This is a genomic window from Alcaligenes pakistanensis, assembly GCF_014652815.1.
Classification (GTDB): domain Bacteria; phylum Pseudomonadota; class Gammaproteobacteria; order Burkholderiales; family Burkholderiaceae_B; genus Alcaligenes; species Alcaligenes pakistanensis.
In genome coordinates this window covers 213972-237588 of record NZ_BMZN01000005.1, presented here as the reverse complement: position 1 = coordinate 237588, position 23617 = coordinate 213972, and the positions used below count along the sequence as shown (strand labels likewise).

Annotated in this window: 20 protein-coding genes; 10 read left to right on the top strand and 10 right to left on the bottom strand. The window is 56.7% G+C overall.

Features of this window, described 5'->3' with window-relative positions; genetic code table 11:
• Positions 1 to 160: 160 nt before the first annotated feature.
• The gene (locus tag IE156_RS16495; protein ID WP_189393738.1) at positions 161 to 619 is read right to left on the bottom strand and encodes a PaaI family thioesterase; all 459 of its coding nucleotides are present in this window, start codon (positions 617 to 619) and stop codon (positions 161 to 163) included.
• A 260-nt stretch (positions 620 to 879) separates the two neighbouring features.
• Complete coding sequence (locus IE156_RS16490; RefSeq protein WP_189393737.1) at positions 880 to 2382, bottom strand: AMP nucleosidase; 1503 nt, start codon at positions 2380 to 2382, stop codon at positions 880 to 882.
• Between the two features lie 1105 nt (positions 2383 to 3487).
• Between IE156_RS16490 and IE156_RS16485 the strand changes: the two genes are divergently transcribed.
• From IE156_RS16485 to modD, 5 genes are all read left to right on the top strand, one after another.
• Positions 3488 to 5653, top strand: coding sequence for a malate synthase G (locus IE156_RS16485; RefSeq protein WP_189393736.1), 2166 nt, complete (start codon positions 3488 to 3490; stop codon positions 5651 to 5653).
• A 189-nt stretch (positions 5654 to 5842) separates the two neighbouring features.
• On the top strand, positions 5843 to 6763 hold the full coding sequence (locus IE156_RS16480) for a polysaccharide deacetylase family protein (RefSeq protein ID WP_189393735.1): 921 nt from the start codon (positions 5843 to 5845) through the stop codon (positions 6761 to 6763).
• Positions 6764 to 7055: 292 nt separating this feature from the next.
• Complete coding sequence (gene modA, locus IE156_RS16475) at positions 7056 to 7766, top strand: molybdate ABC transporter substrate-binding protein (RefSeq protein ID WP_189393734.1); 711 nt, start codon at positions 7056 to 7058, stop codon at positions 7764 to 7766.
• 11 nt (positions 7767 to 7777) lie between these two features.
• Positions 7778 to 8431 carry a molybdate ABC transporter permease subunit gene (locus IE156_RS16470; protein WP_229841434.1) on the top strand — a complete coding sequence of 218 codons (654 nt, stop codon included), beginning with the start codon at positions 7778 to 7780 and terminating at the stop codon, positions 8429 to 8431.
• Positions 8428 to 9330, top strand: a complete 903-nt coding sequence (modD, locus tag IE156_RS16465; RefSeq protein ID WP_189393732.1) for a ModD protein — start codon at positions 8428 to 8430, stop codon at positions 9328 to 9330. Before IE156_RS16470 ends, modD begins: the two co-directional genes overlap by 4 nt.
• Before the next feature lie 130 nt (positions 9331 to 9460).
• Here modD and IE156_RS16460 read toward each other — a convergent pair whose 3' ends face one another.
• Entirely contained in the window at positions 9461 to 10354 is an 894-nt protein-coding gene (locus IE156_RS16460) for a LysR family transcriptional regulator (protein WP_189393731.1), read from the bottom strand.
• An 89-nt stretch (positions 10355 to 10443) separates the two neighbouring features.
• On the opposite strand from IE156_RS16460, the gene IE156_RS16455 reads away from it, so the two are divergent.
• Positions 10444 to 11190, top strand: a complete 747-nt coding sequence (locus IE156_RS16455) for a sulfite exporter TauE/SafE family protein (RefSeq protein WP_189393730.1) — start codon at positions 10444 to 10446, stop codon at positions 11188 to 11190.
• A 303-nt stretch (positions 11191 to 11493) separates the two neighbouring features.
• Complete coding sequence (locus IE156_RS16450) at positions 11494 to 12501, top strand: AraC family transcriptional regulator (RefSeq protein WP_189393729.1); 1008 nt, start codon at positions 11494 to 11496, stop codon at positions 12499 to 12501.
• Here IE156_RS16450 and IE156_RS16445 read toward each other — a convergent pair.
• Positions 12498 to 13010: a 2,4'-dihydroxyacetophenone dioxygenase family protein gene (locus tag IE156_RS16445; RefSeq protein WP_189393728.1), complete on the bottom strand. Its 513-nt coding sequence runs from the start codon at positions 13008 to 13010 to the stop codon at positions 12498 to 12500. The two genes, IE156_RS16450 and IE156_RS16445, sit on opposite strands and share 4 nt — an antisense overlap.
• 409 nt (positions 13011 to 13419) lie before the next feature.
• On the opposite strand from IE156_RS16445, the gene msuE reads away from it, so the two are divergent.
• The 3 genes from msuE to IE156_RS16430 are packed head-to-tail and all read left to right on the top strand — an operon-like array spanning position 13420 to position 16018.
• Positions 13420 to 14007: an FMN reductase gene (gene msuE, locus IE156_RS16440; RefSeq protein ID WP_189393727.1), complete on the top strand. Its 588-nt coding sequence runs from the start codon at positions 13420 to 13422 to the stop codon at positions 14005 to 14007.
• Positions 14004 to 15164: an FMNH2-dependent alkanesulfonate monooxygenase gene (gene ssuD / locus IE156_RS16435; protein ID WP_189393726.1), complete on the top strand. Its 1161-nt coding sequence runs from the start codon at positions 14004 to 14006 to the stop codon at positions 15162 to 15164. The genes msuE and ssuD overlap by 4 nt, the downstream gene beginning before the upstream one ends.
• Entirely contained in the window at positions 15161 to 16018 is an 858-nt protein-coding gene (locus IE156_RS16430; protein WP_189393725.1) for an amidohydrolase family protein, read from the top strand. The genes ssuD and IE156_RS16430 overlap by 4 nt, the downstream gene beginning before the upstream one ends.
• Before the next feature lie 266 nt (positions 16019 to 16284).
• Here IE156_RS16430 and IE156_RS16425 read toward each other — a convergent pair whose 3' ends face one another.
• From IE156_RS16425 to IE156_RS16400, 6 genes are all read right to left on the bottom strand, one after another.
• Complete coding sequence (locus IE156_RS16425; RefSeq protein ID WP_189393724.1) at positions 16285 to 17622, bottom strand: acyl-CoA dehydrogenase family protein; 1338 nt, start codon at positions 17620 to 17622, stop codon at positions 16285 to 16287.
• 164 nt (positions 17623 to 17786) lie between these two features.
• Positions 17787 to 18632 (bottom strand): MetQ/NlpA family ABC transporter substrate-binding protein, encoded by an 846-nt coding sequence (locus tag IE156_RS16420; RefSeq protein WP_189393723.1) that lies wholly within the window; start codon positions 18630 to 18632, stop codon positions 17787 to 17789.
• A gap of 73 nt (positions 18633 to 18705) precedes the next feature.
• Positions 18706 to 20139, bottom strand: a complete 1434-nt coding sequence (locus IE156_RS16415; protein ID WP_189393722.1) for an LLM class flavin-dependent oxidoreductase — start codon at positions 20137 to 20139, stop codon at positions 18706 to 18708.
• Between the two features lie 15 nt (positions 20140 to 20154).
• A complete protein-coding gene (locus IE156_RS16410; protein WP_189393721.1) occupies positions 20155 to 20979 on the bottom strand; it encodes a MetQ/NlpA family ABC transporter substrate-binding protein in 825 nt (274 codons plus the stop codon).
• A gap of 135 nt (positions 20980 to 21114) precedes the next feature.
• Complete coding sequence (locus IE156_RS16405) at positions 21115 to 22314, bottom strand: SfnB family sulfur acquisition oxidoreductase (protein ID WP_189393720.1); 1200 nt, start codon at positions 22312 to 22314, stop codon at positions 21115 to 21117.
• A 4-nt stretch (positions 22315 to 22318) separates the two neighbouring features.
• A complete protein-coding gene (locus IE156_RS16400; protein ID WP_189393719.1) occupies positions 22319 to 23584 on the bottom strand; it encodes an SfnB family sulfur acquisition oxidoreductase in 1266 nt (421 codons plus the stop codon).
• Positions 23585 to 23617: the final 33 nt, after the last annotated feature.

Genomic DNA, 23617 nt, shown 5'->3' with positions numbered 1-23617 from the left:
AACGCCGAGCCATTTCTGGCTCGGCGTTTTTATTTGGGCCAGCGGTTTCAAGTAGAAAACGAGACGCCTGTGGACAGAGCAACACCACGGCCTAACACTAAGCCTTGAATCCACCAAAACGGAACTTGCAACCAGCGAGGCGAGCTCGGCAAGGAGCCTGCTATTCCTTAAAACGAATCGCCAGCATTTCACCTGTTGCACAGACTTCGCCATTCGCACTTAACGACAGATCCACCCAGACCTTGCGCCCGTCCAGCTCACGCAGCGTGCCCTGAACCGTCAGCTCCGTTCCCATCGGCGTGGGACGACGAAACTCCACTTTCAATGAAACCGTCACGCAACGAATCGGCTCCTCAATAGTGCCCATCTCGCAATTCAAATCCCGGTAGATGAACGCAGCCGCAGAGGCAGTGCCGTGGCAGTCCAGCAGCGAAGCAATCAAGCCACCATACACATGCTTGGGCACACCACCACTGTAAATAGGTTTAGGTGTGTAGCGAGCCACGGTATTGTCGCCATCCCAATAGCTCTTTAGCTGATGGCCATCGGGGTTATGTTTGCCGCAACCGTAGCAATGGCTGAAGTTGTCGGCATAAAAATCTTGAAATGCTTTATCCATATCCGTGTCTGCTTCCCCAAAGAAATCAGGAGGCCGTGCATCGTCTGGAAGCACGGCCTCAAAAACTCTTATTCCTGTCCCCGACAAAATGTCTATATCAAAACCAATACAAGGCTAGATAAGAGCATTCAACATTCAGGCCGTGGCTTTAAGCGACCGCCAGATCACAGTAAGTACCAAGGGCGTTTGAGCCTTGCCCTCTAAAAAGCGGAATAGGCTCACGCTGACACATGCAGCCAGCAGCAACGATGCCTTCGCGCCTATTGAAACGCCGTTTCCAGGAAACTGCGCAGCTTGCGTGAATGCAATCGTTCTTTAGGCATATCGCGCAGCAACTCCAGGGCCCGAATCCCAATATGCAAATGCTGGCCCACCTGACGCGCATAGAACTCGCTGGCCATGCCCGGTAGTTTCAGCTCGCCATGCAAGGGCTTGTCCGACACGCACAACAAGGTTCCGTAAGGCACCCGGAAACGAAAGCCATTGGCCGCAATCGTGGCGGACTCCATATCCAGCGCAATTGCCCGAGACTGGGACAGACGCCGGACAGGCTCGTGGTGGTCACGCAGCTCCCAGTTCCGATTATCAATGGACGCCACGGTGCCGGTACGCATGATTCGTTTCAGCTCCCAGCCAGACAGGCCGGCCACCTCGGCCACGGCTTGCTCCAAAGCCACCTGAATCTCGGCTAAAGGAGGGATAGGCACCCAAGTTGGCAGGTCTTCATCCAGAACATGATCCTGACGCACATAGCCATGAGCCAGCACGTAGTCTCCCAAACGCTGAGTGGTACGCAAACCAGCGCAATGACCCAGCATCAACCAAGCCGCCGGACGCAACACCGCCACGTGGTCGGTAATGGTCTTGGCATTGGACGGCCCCACACCAATATTGATCAAGGTAATACCGGAATGATCGGCACGGCGCAGGTGGTAGGAGGGCATTTGCGGCGCACGAGCAAGGGGCGAGCCTGTCGTGGCGGCATTGGCTCCTGCCGGGGTGATGATGTTTCCCGGCTCCACCAGATCGATATAGCCCTGATCGTCCGCCTGAAGCACTTCACGCGCCCACTGGCAGAACTCGTCCACATAGAACTGGTAATTGGTGAACAGTACAAAGTTCTGGAAATACTCGGGCCGGGTGGCGCTGTAGTGCTGCAAACGATGCAAGGAATAGTCGATACGCGGCGCGGTAAAGGGGGCCAGCGGCAAGGGTTCGTTATGCACGCGCTCCCATGTACCGTTGACGATGGCATCGTCCATATAGGCCAGATCGGGCACATCGAAGTGATCACGCAAGGTATCACCGGGCGATTCGGGCACGGTGGTAACCGTCGTTTGCACCCCATTATTCAAGGCGAAGTGCAGCGGGATCGGCACGGCGGACTCGCCCACTTCCACTTGCACACCGTGATTACGCAGCAGCAGTTCCAACTGCTCCAGCAGATAATCGTGATACAGGCCGGGCGCGGTGAGGGTGGTCATATACACACCGGGTTCCACGACGTGCCCATACGACAGACGGCTATCAACTTCCTGATATGTATCGACTCGCAAACGCACAGCCGGATAGCAGGCTCTAAAGCGCTGTCCGCGAGGAAATCCGGTTTCCAGACACTGGGCAAAGGAGTCGCGCAAAAAGGCGGTGTTTCGGTCATAAATGACGCGCAACTGTTCCAAAGCCTGGGCGGCATCCAGATAGCCCGTGAAGGGCATTAATTCAGGCGTGGACGTGATACGGGAAAAACCGCTGGGATCAGACATAACAAGTATTCCAAGGGGAAACAAAGACAAGCAGATCTGCAAGCATCATAAGCTGTTTATTGTTCTCGCTCCTACACGGCTCTATGACAAATTCAGCCGCAGCTTGCAGACCGGCCAATCCCACACAGGCAGCACAAACCTTGGCCCACCCCTCTTTGCGCGAATTACCCCACCTGAACGGACAGGCAAGACGCCCCTGGGCACTTGCACCTAATGTCATCGTCCCTATACCTTTGGAATCTCTCTGCCTTCGCACGGCCTTTTAACTGAACAGCGGCCTAGTCTTTGTCTCCACACCTGCAATCCATCTGGATTCAAGACCTGAAAACAGCGCACTGACAACGTTCGTCACTCCAACGCCATCACCTTCCAGCCCTTGCCCAAGAAGCGGATGACGGCCAACCCGTTTGTGCAAATGTCGTTACTGGTTTTTGACTGAACTACAAGCCCCGCTGTCCACACAATGGACACGACTATCTGTGGTTTTGAGACTGAATTCACTCACAGACGTCATCTGAACAAACGGCTTTATCCCCGTTTTGGGCAAATTCCATTTGTGACACCTCGACTGCCTGCAGTCCATTTCCAAGTGACTGCTCCACAGCCTTGTTTTTATACTAATGGCGCTATACAAGCGGCTTGGCGGGCCTGTTCGATATTTCGTCAGGCGCCTGATGCGGTGGCTTATGAGGGCAATCTGAAGCCGGGCACGTCTTCTACCTCATATATAAGACTTGCCCAAAACCAGTAAATACATTAAGTATGTAGTCTTAATACTTTTAGTATTAAATTCAGCTTGCGTCAGTCCTTCATAATTTAAGTTATCCAACCTGGCAGTGTGCTCGGCATGCGTGTGAGACATAGCTCGTCATCGCGCAAATTAGCTTGTAATTAGGCTAATTTACAATGGGTTAGCGTTTTTTAGTGATTTTCGCTTCAAGTAAGCTGCTTGCCCTCTGATGTCATTTGTGTCCTGGCGCCACGTGGGCCTTTATGCCCGCGATTCAGCAAGATCTGAATGTGCTCTTGACCAGGTTATTGCAACGACCCGGCCCTATTGGCCGTCGCTGTACCGAATCACTTTTAACTATCAGCAAGGGTACACATGACCACTCGAATCTCCTGCCAGCGATTGCAAGTCGCCGAGGTGCTTCATCAGTTCATCGAACAAGAAGCCCTGCCCGGCACAGGTATCTCATCCGAAGCCTTCTGGGCTGGTTTCGATAAGCTGGTCCATGACCTGGCACCTAAAAACCGCGCCTTGCTGGCTGAACGTGACCGCCTGCAAGTTGAGCTGGATAAATGGCACGGTGCCAACCCAGGCCCCATCAGCGATATGACCGCCTACAAGAGCTTCCTGAGCTCCATCGGCTATCTGAAAGAGGCGCCTGCCGCCGTTAAGGTCAACACCGCCAACGTCGATACAGAAATCACCGAACAAGGTGGCCCTCAGTTGGTCGTGCCTATCATGAACGCACGCTACGCTCTGAACGCCGTGAACGCGCGTTGGGGTAGCCTGTACGACGCTCTGTACGGCACGAACGCCATTCCTGACACCGACGGTGCCCAGCGTGGCGGTGGCTACAACGCCGTGCGCGGTGCCAAGGTTATCGCCTTTGGCCGTCAGTTCCTGAACGACACCATTCCTCTGGCTCAAGGCAGCCACGACCAGGCTACTTCCTACACCATCGCTGACGGCGCTGTGCGCGTTACCCTGGAAAACGGTGGTACCACTGGCCTGAAAGATCCATCAACCCTGCTGGGTTACCGTGGTCAGCCTGATGCGCCTGAAGCCATTGTGTTCCTGCATAACGGCCTGCACTTTGAACTGCAGATCGATGCCACTAGTCCGATCGGCAAGACCGACCCGGCTGGCGTAAAAGACATTGCCCTGGAATCGGCCCTGACCACCATCATGGACTGCGAAGACTCCGTGGCTGCTGTGGACGCCGACGACAAGACCCTGGCCTACCGCAACTGGTTGGGTCTGGTCACCGGTTCGCTGACCGAAGAAATCAAGAAAGACGGCAAAGTATTTACCCGCCGTCTGGCTGAAGACCGCCAGTACACCGACCTACAGGGCGCTACCCAGACTCTGGCTGGCCGCTCCTTGATGTTCGTGCGTAACGTCGGCCACCTGATGAGCAACCCCGCCATTGTGGACGGCGAGGGCCACGAAATTCCTGAAGGCATCTTGGACGCCGTAATCACTACCCTGATCGGCATGCGTGACCTGGAACTGAAGAAAAACTCGCGCAGCGGCTCGTTGTACATCGTCAAACCCAAAATGCACGGTCCTGACGAAGTGGCTTTTGCCAGCGAAATCTTTGACCGTGTTGAGAACCTGCTGGGCCTGGCTCCCAACACCGTCAAGTTGGGCATCATGGACGAAGAGCGCCGTACCAGCGTGAACTTGAAGGCCGCCATTGCCCAAGCCACCGAGCGCGTGGTGTTCATCAACACCGGCTTCCTGGACCGTACTGGCGACGAAATTCACACTTGCATGCAAGCTGGCGCCGTGGTGCGTAAAGCGGACATGAAACAAGCTGACTGGCAGCCTGCCTACGAACGCAACAACGTTCAGGTTGGCCTGCAATGCGGTCTGCGTGGTCGTGCCCAAATCGGTAAAGGCATGTGGGCCATGCCTGACCTGATGGCTGAAATGCTGGAGCAAAAGATTGGTCACGTGAAGGCCGGTGGCAACACCGCCTGGGTGCCATCGCCTACCGCTGCCACGCTGCACGCCTTGCACTACCACCAAGTAAATGTGGTCGACGTCCAGAAAGGTCTGGAAGGCGACACCAACGACTACCTGGACAGCATCCTGACTATTCCTGTCGCGACCGACACTAGCTGGTCCGCCAAAGAAATTCAGGAAGAACTGGACAACAACGCTCAGGGCATCCTGGGTTACGTGGTGCGCTGGATTGACCAGGGCGTAGGCTGCTCCAAAGTACCGGACATCCACGACGTTGGCCTGATGGAAGACCGCGCTACCTTGCGTATCTCCAGCCAGCACATCGCCAACTGGCTGCTGCACGGCATCGTCACCCACGAACAAGTGGTTGAAACGCTGCAGCGCATGGCGGCGGTGGTGGACCAGCAAAACGCTGGCGACCCCGTCTACACCAAGATGGCCGGCAACTTTGAAGGTTCCTTTGCCTTCCGTGCTGCGCAGGATCTGGTTCTGAAAGGTCTGGTACAGCCCAACGGCTACACCGAGCCTTTGCTGCATCAGTGGCGTCTGGCGTTCAAAGCCGCCCAAGCCTAAAGCACACACTGTCGCCCGGAGCCTAGCTTCGGGTGGCAAGTGCCCGAAAAACCCCCATCTTGCTGGTTCAGGATGGGGGTTTTTTCGTTTAAGGTTAGGCATTCCGCCACCACCATGCGTGTAGACACCTGAACAAGGCCGTCTACCGCTCGTTTTCTGCCACCACTTTTACGCAGTCCACTTCTCTACATGGCTTTCCGTTTCCTTCCCCTGCGCTTGCTGGCTGTTGCCGTCCTGACTGCCTCTACCTCCTGGGCCTATGCCCAGACCCTGGCCTTTAGCTTTGACGACGGTTTCAACCCCACCACGCAACCGCAAGCGGCTCAATGGAACGCACAGCTCTTGGAGAGCTTGCAGCAACACAAGATCAAGGCCACGCTGTTCCCTTCGCTGGCCCGCCTGGGCGGCACGGATGGGCTTGAACTGGTCGCTTCCTGGTCAGCACAAGGACATTGGGTCGGCAACCATACCGCCAGCCATAAAAGTCTGGCCGATCCAGCCTTCACCCTGGAAGAGTTCATTGCTGATGTGGAGCTGGCGGATACCGCATTCAAAGACCTCCCCACCTTCACCCCCATGCTGCGTTTTCCCTACTTGAAGGAAGGCGATACCGCCGCCAAACGGGACGGTTTCCGTCTATGGATGGCGGCGCATGGCTACAAGAGCGCGCCCGTGTCTATTGATGCCAGCGACTGGTATTACAGCCGGATCTTTGCCGCACATGTAGAGGCAGGCGATAGCGCGAAGGCCGAACGTGTCAAACAACACTACATCCGCCACCTGCTTGAACGCGCCCGCTATTACGAACAACTGGCCAAGGAGGTTTTGGGGCGTAGCCCAGCGCATGTGATCCTCTTGCACACCAACCAACTCAATGCGGCTGCGCTGTCGGATGTAATCGCGGCATTCACCGCAGAAGGCTGGACTATCACCTCTACAGAGGCGGCATTTCAAGACCCGCTCTACGCACAATTACCCGATACCTTGCCTGCCGGGGAAAGCATCATCTGGGCATTAGCCAAGGCTCAAAACATGCCGAACCTACGCTATCCAGCGGAAGATTCTGTGTATGAAGAGCCTTCGCTGAAAGACGCGGGATTGTTACCCTAAGTCCTGAGCTCTGGACCTTGAACCGTAAGCCGTAAGCCGTAAGCCGTAAGCCGTAAGCCAAGCGATGGGAACATCAGTTTCACACGACAGCTATACCGTTATTCCATGCTCCGGAACCCCGTCTAATTGACCGCTGTTTACCGTCCTCCCGGAAGCCCTCACACGCCTTATCGGACCGCAGCACCTGACACAGATTTCCAAGCCCACACTCTAAAAACATTCAGTAAGTCCCTGTCTGTTCTTTCTCGTTATAAACTTAAGCTTATAACGAATTTGATCGTCAGGAACCCCCATGAAATCTCTGCTGTTTTCCGCCGCCTGCCTGCTGGCGGCTGCCACCACGGCCCATGCTTCCGACCTCTTGATTGCCACTGGCGCCGGCTACCGTAAACCCGTCACTGAGTTGATGGATGCCTTCAAGAAAGAAACCGGCCTGACCGTGGAAAGCAGCTTTGGCAATATGCAACAAGTGCGTGCCCAGAGTGAACAAAACCCCGAGATTGCCGCCATCATCGGTGACCGCTTTTTCCTGGAGCCCATGGGCATTGCCCAGCAGTTTGTAAACATCAGTCAGGGTGCCCTGATGCTGGCCGTGCCCAAGGGCAAGACCATTGATTCCATCCAGGATTTGCAGCAGCCCGGTTATGCCCGAATTGCGATTGGCGATGCAAAAAAAACGGTCTATGGCCGAGCTGCCACCACCTGCATGGAGCGTGAAAAAATCCAGGCTAATGGCCGCACGCTCGAGGTCGCCATGCTGCCGCAAGTGTCTGCTTACTTGCTGAACGGCGAGGTAGATGCGGGTTTCATCAACCGCAGCGAAGCACTGGCCCACAAGGACAAGCTAGGCACTATGTTGCCCATGCCCGCTCAATGCCATGACCCGATTGATCTCAGCCTGGCGGTACTCAAGGATCGGCCTGACAGCCCCGCCTTGCAATCCTGGACACAGTTCCTGGGCTCCGGGCAGGCCAAGTCCATTCTTGAGCGCCACGGCCTGTAATGCCTGCCTGGATGAGCTGCACCAGCAGCTCGCTGGGCCTGAGTGTGACTGTGCTGGCCGCCACTTTGGTCGCTCAACTGGTTCTGGGTGTGGCCTTGGCCTGGATCTTGTCCAGAACCCGCTTCCCAGGCCATGGGTTGCTCGATTCGCTGGTAAGCCTGCCGTTGGTCTTTCCACCCATTGTGATTGGCTACTTGCTGTTGCTTGCATTGGGGCGGCAAGGCTGGCTGGCCAATGCCACCGGCTGGTCGCCCAATATTGTTTTCCAGCCTGTGGCCTTATTGATTGCGGCATTTATTGCGGGCTTGCCCTTAATGGTCAAACCCGTGCAGAACAGCATGAACAGCTTGTCGCCACGGCTGCGTGAAGCCGCTGCCACGCTGGGCCACGGCAGGTGGTCTTACTTCTTCCGGGTAGAGCTGCCTTTGTTACGGCCTGCCTTGGCAACTGGCCTGATTCTGTCTGGTGGCCGAGCCATGGGCGAAGTCGGCATTTCGCTGATGTTGGGTGGCAATATCGCGGGCCGTACCGAAACCCTGTCTTTATCGATCTACAACGCCGTCCTGGATGGCGACACAGGCTGTGCCAATGCTCTGTCCTGGCTATTGGGACTGACAGCACTGACCTGTTTTTGGGCGCTGCGGCGCTACGGGAGTCAAAAATGACGGTCTTTTTTGAACAAAGCCAATTCGATCAGTGGATTGGCGAAGACGCCTCTTATCTGGACCTGACCAGCCATATGCTGGGCCTGCACAGCCAGAACACCACCCTACGTTATGTGGCGCGTGATCCTATCCGCATCGCCGGCACAGAAGAAGTGGCAGAAATTGTGCGCTCTTGTGGCGGGCAAACCCAGCATTACACACCCAGCGGTGTGGCGGCCATGCCCGGCCAAACTATTTTGCAGGCACAAGGCCCGGCAAACACCTTGCTGCGGGCCTGGAAAGTAGGGCAAAACCTGCTGGAATTTACCTGCGGCATTGCCACCCTGACACATCAAGTCGTGCAGGCCGTGCAAACCGTGAATGCATCCGTTGCTGTCTTAACCACCCGCAAACATGCCCCCGGTGTACGCAAGCTGGCTTTAAAAGCCACGCTATCGGGCGGAGCCATGCCGCACCGCTTGGGCCTGGGTGAAACCATTTTGATCTTCCCTCAGCACCGCGCCCTGATGGGCGGTTGGGAAGAGGTGGCCCGTGCCATTGCCCGCCATAAATACGCTTTGTGCGAGAAGAAAATCGTGATCGAAGCGGCAGATCTGGACGAAGCCTATAGTGCGGCCCAAGCTGGCGCGGATGTGGTGCAGTTCGACAAAGTACCACCTGAAACGCTGGCACACATCGTGCCTGCTCTACGCAAGGCACATCCCAACATCACAATTTTGGCGGCGGGCGGGATTCATGCAGGCAATGCCGCCGCGTATGCTGCAACGGGCGTCAATGCCTTGGTAACCAGCAGCCTGCACTACGCGAAACCGGCTGATATTGGGGTAAAGGTTAGCCTGACTGAGCCCGCAGCATCGCAAGAACCACTTGTGGCGACCAAGATGGAAGGGCTGGAATAACGATACCGGCGAGCCGCTTAATCCGACAGAAAATGCGGAAACCAGCACGCGACGTACGCCTATCATTCCCCCACTGGCTGCTTGCAACACGAGCGGGCAGGAAATGATTTCCAGTCAAAAGGCTTGGAGTTCAGGCCTCAGCTTTAGCCCCCAAATGTTGCAGCAAGCTCTTCATGGGTTTGGATAGGGCGTCCCACTCCTGATAACACAGGCACAAGGAGCGCTTGGCCCAGATGTCGCTTAAAGGCCGCGCTACAAAGCCGTGGCGGCGCTTGTAGCGGCCAGCCACGCCTTGCGGAACAATCCCCAGACCCACACCGTGGGCCACCATCTGGCAGAGCCCCTCGAAGGTTTTCATGCGGATACGATGGGCCAGAGCATGACCGGCAGCGCGCGCATGTTCGTCGATATGGTCTTGCAAAGCGTTGCCGGGCATCAAACCCACGAAGGGCTCATGCAGAACATCAGGCAGGCTCAATTTGCTGTGCGCCGCCAAAGGATGAGCCGCCGCCATAATCAGCACCAGATAGTCCTTAGCAACCGGTTCCAACACCAGCCCTGCAGCCTGTACCGCATCCGACACCACACCGGCCTCGGCCAAACCAGCGACAACTGTGCGCACAATATCCGCGCTGGTGCGCTCTTTCAGTTCAATGTGAAGATTCGGCCGCTGCGCCAACCAAGGAGCCAATCGAGACGGCAGAAACTCCGTCAAGGCCGCCGTATTGGCGTAAAAATGCAAAGTCCCCCGCGCCCCGGTCGCAAAATCCTGCAACTCTCCCTTCAACAAATCATGCTGACGCATCATCAGGCGTGCATGGTGGGCCAGCGCCTCGCCCGCTTCCGTCGTGACCACACCGCGCGGCAAACGCTCCAGCAAAGGCACGCCTGCATCCTCTTCAATACGCCGTAAACGCTCGCTGGCTGAAGCCAGTGCCAGATTGGCGCGTACCGCTCCCTGCGTGATGCTGCCAGCATCAACAATGCTCAAGAACAAATGAAGATCCGCTAAACCCAATCGCATGCCACCACCCTTAAACCCTTCGGATAAACCGAAGGATATGCCCTAAAATCCACATTGTGCCCAGCTAACCGCCACGCTTCAATACGGGCATGCACGAATCTCTCTTTCTTCTCTCCCTGATCAGCCTCATCTTTCTGGTCGCTGGCATGGTCAAAGGCATTACGGGCATGGGTCTGCCCACTGTGGCCATGAGCTTACTGGGCATGCTGATGTCTCCCGCCTCTGCCGCTGCCTTATTGGTGATTCCCTCTTTTGTCACCAATGTCTGGCAATGCTTTTCAGGACCAGCAATAGGCTCTTTGCTGCGTCGACTCTGGCCTTTGATTGTGACCATTGTGGTGGGCACCTTATGGGGATCATCCTTGCTGGCCAATACCGCCCCGCAACTGTCGGGCATGGCTTTGGGTATTGCCCTCTTGATCTACGCAGGCTATGCACTACTGGCTCCCGCCTTGACCATTCCGCCTCGCCTGGAGCCGTGGCTATCCCCCCTGATTGGTCTGGTGACCGGTATCGTCACAGGCATTACCGGTGTCTTTGTGATGCCCGCCGTGCCGTATCTGCAAGCCCTGAATCTGGACAAGGATGAACTGGTGCAAGCCTTGGGGCTGTCCTTTACTGTTTCCACCCTGGCATTGGCAGGCGGCTTGTTCATGCACGATGTGTTCCGGCTTAATCAGCTAGGCATGTCCACTTTGGTGATTTTGCCGTCTTTGCTAGGCATGTGGCTGGGGCAGAAAATCCGCGTGCACATCAGCCCGCGCCGTTTCAAACAATGCTTGCTGCTGTTTCTGGCTGTACTGGGCTTGCAGCTGATTATCCGGCCCTTTATCTAAGACAGAGAACGGCATGGTCAGCACGGTTGAAAGTGCCATCATGACGCTCAATGGAGACCATGCAGCAGGGCGCTAAAAGTTCAGAATTCGTCATGTGCTCATGTCTTAAGGACAGAACCTGAACTCAGGCTGCTTCTTTTAAACCTCAAGCAAACAAATAAATCGTCTATCCTATTGTAAAAAAAGGATATTTATCCAGATCAAAGCCACGATCAGGGATAGCCCCCATGCACGCCAAGCCGCACAACTCCTACACTACGAGCTGATCACGCGCATCGTTATGCTCTGGAACGGGGGTTCCCAATGTCGGCAGAAAATGGCTTGGATCTGTCGGTGTTGTACCGTCATCCAATCTTCCAATCTCACAGCGCCGAGCTGTCTCATCAGCCGCTAAGCCGGGCTATTTCCCGGCATGCTTTGCATTGGGGTCGAGGGCGCATCAATACCAGCCTGTACCGCCGCGATATTGATCAGATCAGCCTGATGCGGCTGGGTTACGGTGCCGAGGTAGAAATTCAGGCCGACGCTTTCGGGGATTTCTGTCTAGTGCAAATGCCCCTGCAGGGCACCGCGGAATTCATCAGCGATGGTCACCACAAATTAACGGCCTATCCCGGTGATATTGCCGTGGTCTCGCCCCGCCATAACGTACGCACCTTATGGCAAGCCGGTTGCGAACAGCTGATCGTGAAAATCCCTTACAGCCTATTTGATGGCGTGGGCCATCAGACTCTGGGACAAGAGGGTATGACCCGAGGCTGCGTCTACAAGCTGGCCCCCTGTATGAGCCCGCAATGGGCCAATCTCATCCAGCATCTGCTTCTACTACCAGCGCAAAACAGCGATCGCCCGACAAGCTGGACGCAGCATATTGAAAGCAGTCTGGCCTTGTTTTTGCTGTGTCATCCAGCCGATGAACAGGCCGTGCAAGCGCTGATGGATGAATCCATGGGAGCCGCTGCCCGAGCAGGGCAAATGCGTCTGCTCCAGGCCAAGAATTATGTGCTGGCGCATCTGCACGCCAGCCTCTCACTGGATGATCTGGCTCAGGCAGCGGGTGTGAGCCCCCGCTTCCTGCATCTGCTGTGCCGCCGTCACTACAAGCAGTCCCCCATGACCTGGGTACGCAATCTGCGTCTGGACGCCGCGCATCAGGTACTGCAAAGCCACCCCCGCCCCAACGTCACCGAGGTGGCACTGGCGCATGGCTTTGGACATCTGGGGCGCTTCTCTGCTTACTACCAGCAACGCTTCAAGGAACTGCCCCATCAAACGGGGCAGACACGGCACACAAGCCTCAAACAGTCCTAGATGAACATGGACTGGTTGATGGGCAGATTGTGCTGCTTACAGTAGCTGGTGTAGTGGTCGATCATCCAGAACACATCAATGATTTCAAGGATGTTGTCGTTCTCGTCCAGGAACTCGATGGGCGTGCCCAGATGGAACAGAGTTTCCATACCTTCGTCGGACACCAGAGTGTGAGTGCGGCCGGGGCTTTCATGGATGTAGTGACCTGCGCGGGCGACCCAGTCGTATTCCTCGTAACGCAGGCTGCCAGACAGGATATAGCCCGTCACCACAGCGCGATGGCGGTGACGCCCCAAGGAGCCGCCCTTGTCCGCACGCATGATATGCACCGAGGTGTTATTGCGGATATCAAAGCTCAGGTGGCGCAGCCAGATATTGGGGCCGAAAGGAATCCAGGGAGAGGTTTCTTCCGATGTATCGAAATGGCCCTCAACCAGAGCGTATTCGTCGCGTACCTTGTCGATGCGTTTTTCGATCTCGATGTAGGGTGGGGTGCTGTTTTGAGTCATGACTTGTCTCTCTCATAGAAATAAAACCGCCGTGCTTGCGACACAGTCGGATGCCAATCCCCCGGATTGGCTTGCTTTCATTCTATGAATCCATTTGGCACCAAACTATCCAGCTCTGGCACAACAGCAGCGCGGACTATCCAGTTTTGGCATGGCACTCTTTTTTGAACCTTATTTGCCTATCGCAATGCTTTGAGCCTCTGCTATTCGGGGGCTCATTTTTTCACATTCAATAAAACTACTTTTCATATGCAAATCAAAAGCGTAAGGGCCCGCTACCCCCATAAACACATGAGCTAATTGTCTTTCGCGGCAGCGGTGAACAGGCATGTAATACAAGACATTGACTCGCACGGGTGCCCCCGTTTCCTGGCGGCACCTCGCCCTGATTTCACTGCAAGGAATTGCCATGAGCCGCCCCCTGAAAACCGTCATTGTGAATGGAAGCCTGCACCGTCCATCCCGCACACAAGTATTGCTGGATGCCTTGCGCGACACACTGAACGATCAACTGGCACTGGACGTACAAAACATCGAACTGGTCAGCCTGCTGCCCGAACTGGGCGCAGCCCTGTCCACGGACGCCTTGCCAGCCCATGCTCACCAAGCCATCCGCGCTATTGAACAGGCAGACTTTCTGATTGTGGGCTCCCCCATCTTCCGTGCAGGCATTCCGGGCTTGCTCAAGCACCTGTTCGATCTGGTCGATATGAACGCCTTAAACGGCACGCCCGTGCTGCTGGCCGCTACCGGGGGCAGCCAACGCCACGCTCTGGTGATTGAGCACCAATTGCGGCCCCTGTTCAGTTTCTTCCAGGCACTAACCTTGCCAATCGGGGTATACGCCACGCCCGAAGACATACAGGACGGCGAAATCAGCAGCACAGCCCTACAGCAACACCTACAGCGCAGCGTGGATCTGGCCATACCCATCTTGCAAGGCGTACAGGCGCGCCTGCCACAACGCGCCACCCTTCTGGAGGCCCAGGCAGCATGAGCCAAATCACCTCCACCACACCTGATATTTTCTGGTTCCTGCCCACCTCGGGCGATACCCGCTATCTGGGCAAATCCGACTTTGGCCGTGCACCGACCAACGAGTACCTGCGCAGCATTGCCGTCACCAGCGAAAACCTGGGCTATGACGGCCTGCTGATTCCCACCGGTGCCTCCTGCCTGGACCCTTGGGTGGTGGCAGCCAGTCTGGTACCGGTTACCCAACGCATCAAGCTGCTGGTGGCACTGCGTACCTCCTTGGGTTCGCCCGTTGCCAGCGCACGGCAGGCCGCCTCGCTGGACCAGGCTTTGCATGGTCGCTTGCTGCTGAATGTGGTGCCTGGCGGCGATGCCACCGAGCTGGCTGCCGAAGGGATTTTTCTGGATCACGACACCCGCTACGAATACGCCAATGAATACCTGAGCATTTGGCGTCAACTGCTATCCGGCGAGACCGTCAATTTCCAGGGTAAACACTTCAAGGTAGAGAACGGCCGCAACATCTTTCCTCCCGTGCAAAAGCCCTATCCCCCACTGTATTTCGGCGGTTCCTCGGACGCCGCCCACGATCTGGCTGCGGAGCATGTGGACGCCTATCTGACGTGGGGTGAACCCCCTGCTGCAATAGGCAAAAAATTTGAGGATATCCGTCGCCGTGCTGCCGCGCGGGGCCGCACATTGAAACTGGGCGTGCGCCTGCACGTCATCGTGCGGGAAACCAATGAAGAAGCCTGGGCCGAGGCTAACCGCCTGATCAGCAAACTGACTGACGAGGACATTGCCAAGGCACAAGCCAATTACGCCACGATGGATTCGGTGGGCCAGAAACGCATGGCTGCCCTGCACGGTGGCCGTCGCGATCAACTGGAAGTGTCGCCCAACTTGTGGGCAGGTGTAGGCCTGGTACGGGGTGGGGCAGGCACGGCCCTGGTAGGCGACGCCAAAACCGTGGCCCAGCGCTTGCAGGAGTACATAGACCTGGGGGCCGACTCCTTTGTGCTCTCGGGTTACCCGCACCTGGAAGAGTCCATACGCTTTGCCGAACTGGTCTTCCCGCTTCTGGGTAAACGGGCTGTGACCGTCAGTGATCGCGCCCAGACCGGTGGTGCGTTTGACGCACGCGGTGTTCAAAACCAGCAACTTTCTTCCGCATCATGAGCCAGAAAATCATAGACCTGCGTTGCAGACCCGCTTTCCTGCACAAATTCTTTGGGGCAGAGCCCGGTTCGCCTGAACACGCAACAGCACGTTGGCTAAACCGCCGCGTGGGCACCCTAGGCAGCGATACCCATTTTGAAAAATCGCTGACTCAAGAGGGGTTTTTAGACGAAGTACGGCAGGCGGGTTTAAGCAAAGCCGTCGTGGTAGGCCGCCACACGCCATCGCAGCATTTGCCCAACGACACCATCCACCAGATCGTCCATGGGCATAAGGAATTGCTGGGCATTGCCGGTATTGATCCGGCTCTGCAGGGCGAACAGCAAGCCTTGGCGGAGGCCGAACGCGCCATCAAGGAACTGGGCCTGTCTGGCATCGATATCGAGCCCGGTTTTGGTGTTCCGGCACGTCACCCGGATGACCCGATTTACTGGCCCATCTACGAACTGGCCCGCCACTTGAACGTGCCCGTCTTTCTGATGAGTGGCCCCACCACGCCAGACCCTCGCTTTAACGACCCAGCTGGCTTGGCCAAAGTGGCTAAAGCCTTTCCAGACCTGCCTTTGGTGGTCTACCACGGCTATTGGCCCAATGTGCAGCAGGCCATAGGCCTGGCCTTTCTGCACGAGAACGTGCATCTGGTGCCGGATATGTACATTTTCCAGCCTGGAAACGAGGGGTATGTGCAAGCAACCAATAGCTTCCTGTCCGAGCAGTTGCTGTTTGGCTCGTCCTATACCTTCCGTCCGATTAGTCAAAGTATTGAGGACTTTCAGCAGCTGGGGTTCAAGGATGCGATTCTGGACAAACTGTTCTATGGCAATGCGGCCAGGCTCTTTCAACTGCCCTCGTAGTTTGGACCTGACAAACTCTGATCTCAATGCAGCCGATCCCTGTGGACTAAACCTATAGATAAACAAGCCGAGAGAATCGGCTTGGTTCACTCCACAAACCATCCACGCGGGTGGCTTTGATAACTGCAATCCAGCTTCACACCTAAAGCCACGACGGCCAAAGCAGTCAAGTTGTACGACATCTACACGCTCAAAACTCCCACGCTAAAGAGCACGCTGTATTCGTGCCCTTTAGCGTGTTAACGCAGTGGCTCAGCGTCATCGGCTTAATTGGCTTTTGTCCCCACATGCCAGTAATACACAGGCTCGGCCTCGTTCAACAAGATATCCCCCACCGAACGGGCTTTGTAGATAACTGGATTGTGCGAGGCCAAGGCCCGCGCATTGCGCCAGTGCCTATCCAGACGACGCGATTCTTCCAAAGCGGTAGAGCCGCCCACATCAAACAAACGCGTTGCTGCACGCAAGACTGGCTCCACCACGGCAACCTGTGCCTGTGCGGTACGCAGTTCCAGCGCATCCAGTGTGGCCCGTGAAACCTCCACGCCCGCCCGTCGCTGCTCGGCGATGGCTTGCAGATGTGTTGCCACATCGTTCACCGCCAAGTGGGCGATGTAAGCCGTGCTGGCCAGCTCGCCCACAATATGTTGCACCAGAGGGTCCTCCTTGGGCAGAGCCGCACTGCCGTGGCTGAAAACCCGTTTACGGGCCTGCACGTAAGTGACGGCATCACGCTGCACGGCGCGGGCGATGCCAGCCAAAGTGGCTAAATGCACCAGCTGAAAATACGCGACCAAAGGCGTGGGCTCCTGGCGTGGGAAACGAATAATACTGCTCTCGGGTACCAGCACATCGGTAAACACCGTGCTGCCCGATCCGGTCAGGCGCTGGCCAAACCCATGCCAGTCATCCAGACGCTCCACGCCGGCCAGCTCCGTTGGCACTATCGCATTCACAACGTCATCGGCTTGCCCCGGCGTAGTGCTGCGGGCCACCACAATGACCCAATCTGCATACAGAGTGCCCGTGCTGTAGAACTTGCGTCCATTCAAGCGCCATTGGCCCGTGTGCTCGGCATCCGGCTCCAAGGTAGTTTGCAAGTGGCCTACGGCCCCCACACCTGTCTCGGTCGTGGCGTTTCCAAACACCGCGCCTTGGCCTGCCAGAGGTAACCAATGCGCTTGCGTGGCCGCATCACGGTCAATCAAAAGCCGGTCGATAAAACCAAAATGTGGCCGCAAAATCTGTGCGACGTTGGAATCCGCCGCCGCCAGATCCTGAAAAAGCTCAAAGAACACCGGGATGGACACACCACTGCCCCCCCATTGAGGCGGTACGCGCAAGGCCGTGAAACCACTGTCTTTCAGCCACAAAATAGGGGCGTAGGCCAAGGTGCGTGTGTGCTCGCGTTCAGCCGCGGTATCCGCAATACGCTGAAAGAGGGCGCTGAAACGTTCGCGCAAGATACCTAGTTCAGGGGCTGGGGCGTTTACTGATGCAGCTACGGCCCCAGGGGTAGGTGCAGATGCCGCAGCCTCACCCCGTTTTAGCGGGGTCGAAGCCGGAGCATGGTCATGGGCAAGAAAGGCGGTGTCACTAATCATGATGGTCTGGCTCCTGGTGGGAATCCCCATACAGCTGTCGACCGCGACTGGATCAGCTTGGGTCAAATTGGATGGCCTTGTATCGGCTCGACGCAAATCAAAACAAAGATGGAGGGCGGCTGGACCTTAGGCGGTAAAACGACAAGGCGCCTAGGTGCAAAGCGTCAAGGGGCCTGTGTGATGGAGGCATATTTCGCACTTCTCCACGGCAGGGAATACAGCTTTGCATCCCCCGCAAAAGACTTGTCGATCTGCGCTGCCACCGCGGGGGAGTTCTGATAGATATCGACAAACTGGCGGATGCGTGAATCATCTCTATGGCTACTGCGCGACACAAAGCGGATTGCGTAGTACAGATCATCCACCGTGGAGTACTGCAAAGCGTTGCTGGCCAACTCCGCCTGACCCGCATTGACGAAGTGCGCCGGGTAGCCTTGCACCAGTGCCAAGTCGTCAGCGGCACGCACTAACTGCGGCCCCTCCACTTCCACGATCTGCAATTTCTTGGGATTCCCCGTCACATCATTGATCGAGGCCTGCGCACCCACCCCATCTTTCAGTTGAATCAGGCCAGCCGCTTGCAACAACAGCAGGCCACGCGCCTGATTCACGGGATCATTCGCCACACCGACAGAAGCGCCATCAGGCACAGCATCCAGCGATGCGTATTTCTTGGAGTACAGACCGATATTGGGCAGCAGACCATAAGCCACACTTGCTATGGTGTAGCCCCGCTCCGTTACGGCATGGTCCAAAAAGGCCTGGTGCTGAAAGTAATTCAAATCCAGATCACCCGATGCCAAGGCCGTATTAGGAGTGGTCCAGTCGGTGAACTCGATCACCTGCACCTCCAGGCCCACTTGCTTAGCCTCTTCGGCGGCAACAGCTACGGAGTCAGCCAAAGAGCCGGGTGTGACGCCAATTTTCAATGGCGCGGCAGACAAGCTGCCCGCCAAACCCAAAGCAGCCACAGCGGACAAAAGACGAAAGGAAAGACGGGCAAACAACATGGTCTGGACCTTATAAAAATGCTCGTAAACGGGCGTGCTTGAAGCACGCTATGTACTCTCTGTTCTGGCTTTATCAGGTCGCCTGCAATGCAGAAGAAACAGCTTCTTCTGATACCGATCCCGAGTCATGGGACGAGCCCGCCACGGGATGCCGCCACTGCGCCGCCGGATGCTGCGCCGACAAGCGATCGCCCTGGCCAAACAGCTGATGACGCAAGCTTCCACCTTCATAAGCGGTTCGGTAGCGGCCACGGTTTTGCAGTTCAGGAACGATATGGCTGGCAAAGTCCTCCCAGGTTTCGGGTACGACAATGCGGGTCAGGTTAAAACCGTCAATCTCGCCCTCATCAATCCAGGTCGTCAGTGCATCGGCCACCTGCTGGGGGTCGCCCACAATGGTCTTGTAGCGACTGCCCAAGGTGAATTGCTCCAGCAGTTTGCGGCGCGTGGTCCAGCCTTGCTTTTGTGCGGCTGTCGCTGCCGATTGAATGGCATTGCTGGGCCCGAAACTGATGGGCTCATCCAGGTCGTACTGGGCAAAATCCACGCCCGTACTGGCGGCAAAATGCGCCAAGCCGCCTTCGGAACTGGCATGGGCCAGATAGTCGGCGTATTTCTCTTTCGCCTCGGCCTCGGTCGTCCCCGTGACGACCGCCACACCGGCGTAAATCTTCAGATCCTGCGCCTGCCGCCCTGCGTCCACGGCCGCCTGACGCAACTTGCGGGACGACTCTCTGGCTGCCTCCGGATTACCAGCACCAATAAAAACACCTTCGGCATGGTGCCCCGCAAACTGCAAACCACGCGCCGAGGTTCCCGCCTGGAATAACAAGGGCGTGCGCTGTGGAGAAGGCGCGCTCATGTGAATGGCATTGCTGCGGTAAAACGGCCCTTCATGATGCACCGTATGTACTTTCTCGGGCAGGGTATGGATGCGGCGCTCTTTATCCGCAATGACCGCAGCGTCCTCCCAACTGCCTTCCCACAACTTGTAGGCCAATTGCAGAAAGTCTTCGGCACGGTCGTAGCGGCTGTCGTGCGCGTCCAGGCCATCCTGACCCAAACCCCGCGCTCCGCTATCCACATAACCGGTGACAATATTCCAACCGATGCGGCCATTCGTCAGCTGATCGAGCGTGCTGACATCACGCGCAAAGGTGTAGGGATTATGTGCAGCTACGGTAGCCGTCAGCCCAAACCCCAGATGTTCAGTCACCGCTGCCATGGCCGACACCAGCAGCCAGGGATTATTTACCGGCAACTGAATGCCTTCACGCAGCGTCAGATCCACACCTTGCTGGTACACGTCGTAATAACCAACTACATCGGCCAGAAAAATGCCGTCAAACAGGCCTTTTTCCAAGGTCTGTGCCAGATCTGTCCAATACTTCAGGGTGTGATACTGGGTCGAGCGATCACGCGGGTGCGTCCACAAACCATGATGGATATGGCCCACGCAATTCATATTGAAGGCGTTGATATGGATGTGTTTCTTGGGCTGCGTCATGGGTCATCTCCTTGCTTAATTTTTCAACCAGGTCAGGCGATACAGCTTGGGTTCGCCCTGGTAGAACTGGTCGATAGCTGCGCGCACGGCAGGCGAGGTTTTATAGACCTGCAAAAACTGGGCAATGCGTGGGTCGGCCGCCTTGTCGCTATGGGCCACGAACTGAATCGCCCAGGAATCATCCTCGTAACTGGTCAGCGACAGGGCCTTGGTGGCATCAAAAGCCTTGGAGGCCAGAATGAAATACGGAAAACCCTGGGCCAGATCCACATCCTGTGTGGCACGGGCCAGTTGCGGGCCTTCCACTTCCACAAACTTCAGATTCTTGGGGTTGGCGACGATATCGGCCGGCGTTCCCAGCAAGCCCGTATCTGGGCGCAACTTGATCAGGCCGGCATGCTCCAGCAAACGCAGCCCACGCCCCACATTGACGGCATCGCTGGCAATCGCCACCTTGGCCCCCTCGGGGAGATCAGCCAGCGAGGAATGCTTCAACGAATACAGCCCCAGGTAGGACAAAATCCCCGGCTGTACGCTGACCAGCTTGAAGCCCTTGTCCCGCACGGCATTAGCCAGGTAATTGCTGTTCTGGTAGTAATTCAGATCAATATCGCCCGCATCTAGTGCCACATTGGGCGTGGCCCAATCGGTGAATTCGATCACCTCAACGTCCAGACCCTGTTTCTTGGCCTCCTGGGCTGCGACTTCAACCGAATCCGCAAAAATACCGGGGACTACACCAATTTTCAAAGGGGCGGCCGCTACCGTACCCGTCAATAAAGCAGCCGTTACGACGGCGCTTAGAACAGTCAGTTTTTTCAGAAATTGCGAGACATTCATAAATCAAAATCCAGTCAAAAAAGAGGAAGGCGAAAGGCAGACCCGTCATGGGAAAAACTGGCCTGCTTGTGCTTAATTAGTTATGAGGGGCTAGGGCGGATGCCGTGTCTAAGCACACGACCCTTTTGATCAGCATCACAACGCTCCATGGCGTGGCGGGCGCACACCGTTCAACGCGTAATTGCCAATGGCGTGGTACTTCCAACGCACCGGGTCATGCAAGGTATGTACGCGAGCGTTGCGCCAATAGCGGTCCAGTCCATGTTGGACTTGCGTGGCACTGGTGCCGCTCAGTTCAAACAGCTTGCTGCCAGCCAGCACACTGGCACTGGTCGCCAAGGCTTTGGCTTGGGCGACGGCAATTGACGCCTGCGCCACGCTGTCCTCATCCGGGGATCGCTGGGCGGCATCCACAAAGCGGGCGGCGCGCGCCAGCAAGGCTTCAGCCGCACGCAAACGTACATGAACATTGCCCAGCTCCTGCAAGAGCAAGGGGTCTTGTGCCGCCGTATCCACGCCCGCTGCTATCCAGGGACGGCTATGCTCGCGGATAAAGGGCAAGGTGGCCTCGAAAGCACCACGACCAATGCCTAAATCCAGGGCCGCATGAATAATCTGGGCATAGGGGCCAATGGTGGTTGGACGTTCAAAGGAATCGGTAAACGGCACCACCCATTGCGGCTCAACTCTGACGCGTTTGAACTCCACCGAGCCACTGCCGGTAAGGCGCTGACCAAAGCCATCCCAATCGTCCGTCAGCGACACGCCAGCCGCCCCACGCGGTACAAAAACCAGATACAGACGGCCATCGTCCGGCGAGGTTGTCAGGGTGGGAATCCAATGCGCGAACAGGGAACCGGTGCAATAGAATTTTTGGCCATCCACAAACCAGCCATCCGATTCTTTAAGCAATTGCGTGCGGCGTACAAAGTCCTTCTTGCCGATCTCAGCCAGGGCATTGCCAAAGCGTTTTCCGTGCAGCACTTGATCGTAGAAAAAGGCTTTTTGCTCATGCGTGCCACCCACCCGCAAGACTTCCAATGAGTAGTAGTGGTTCTGCGGAATATGGCCGAAGTTGCCATCGGCCTGTGCGATGCGCAGCACCGCACGGGTCAGCACCTCGGTAGAAACGCCTGCGCCGCCATATTCTTTGGGGACCGTAATACCCCACAAACCGCTTTGGCTGAACTGCTCGACCTCTTGATACGGCAAAATGCGGTCACGGTCGCGCTCCAAGGCATTCTGGGCAATCAGTTGTGCGAATTGTTCAGCAGCTTGCAGCGCCTGGGCCTCGGACTGGATGATGTGTACGGATGGGGAGATCTGTGTCGTCATGGCCTCAATTCCATTGGTGGTAACGCGGCGATGCGCCATTGAGCAGGTAATTGCCCAGCAGGTGATATTTCCAGCGCACGGGGTCATGCAAGGTATGCACGCGGGCATTGCGCCAATGGCGATCCAGGTTATGGGCGGCACGCGTGGACGACGAGCCTGCCAGCGCGAATAACTGCTCGCTGGCGTTCAGCGCCGCTTCAGTCGTCAGAATCTTGGCCTCGGCCACTGCTACAGACGCACGGGCACTGATGGCCGCATCAATAGGCTGAGCGGCAAACGCATCCAGCAAACGAGCCGTCTCCAACAAGACGGCCTGGGCGGCATCCACCTCAATTTGCAGCGCGCCCACTTCCTGGATGATGTGCGGGTCCTGCGTGGCACTGTCTACGCCCGAGTCGATCCAGGGGCGCGCCCGGTTTCGCAGAAAATCCAGCGCATCCTGCAAAGCCCCTTGCGCGATACCCGCATCAATGCTGGCCTGGATGAGTTGCGAAATAGGACCGGAAAGCGAAGGCACATCGACAAAACGCCAGCTTTCGACAACATCGCCTTCCTCTACCGGAACCTGCTCGAACAGCACGCTACCGCTGGCTGTCGTGCGCTGACCAAAGGAGCTCCAGTCATCAACGACCTGCACTCCTGGCGCATCCCGCTGCACCCAGACTTGCACGCCACGACCTTGCTCATCCGCCGCACGAAAGGGAATCCAATGAGCAAACAAAGCGCCGGTGGAGTAGAAGCGTGTGCCACTGACACGCAAACTGCCATCGGCTACCCGACGCAGATGCGCTGTGATGTCAGTAATCACCGCCGCCTTGCCCTTTTTCTCGGGCCCCGCATTCCCTAAGCGCGCCCCGTTGAGCACAGCCGTGAACCAACGCTGCTTTTGTGCGTCGGTGCCGGTATCTTTCAGGTTCTGGATCAAGGCAAAGTGGTTTTGCGGAATCTGGCCCAGCGAAGGATCTGCAGCGCTGAGGATGGCAAAGACCTGTACCAGGGTTTCGTTAGAGGCTTCCAAACCACCGTAGGCTTTGGGAATGGTGATGGCACCCAGGCCGCTGGCGGTATAACGTTCTATCTCATCCCACGGCAACTGGCGCAGGCGGTCACGCTCGGCGGCAGTCTGGGCAAATTCATCAGCCAATTGCTGCGCAATGACAAGGGCTTCAGCCTCGCTGGCGATCACATAAGGTGCTTGGGGCGGCAGCGGCAAGCGCTGTCCTGCAAGAGCGTCAGGCAAAGCTCCGCCCTGAGTATTCCGATCGTTCATACGGTACTCTTTTCAATGACTAAAAACGGTAGA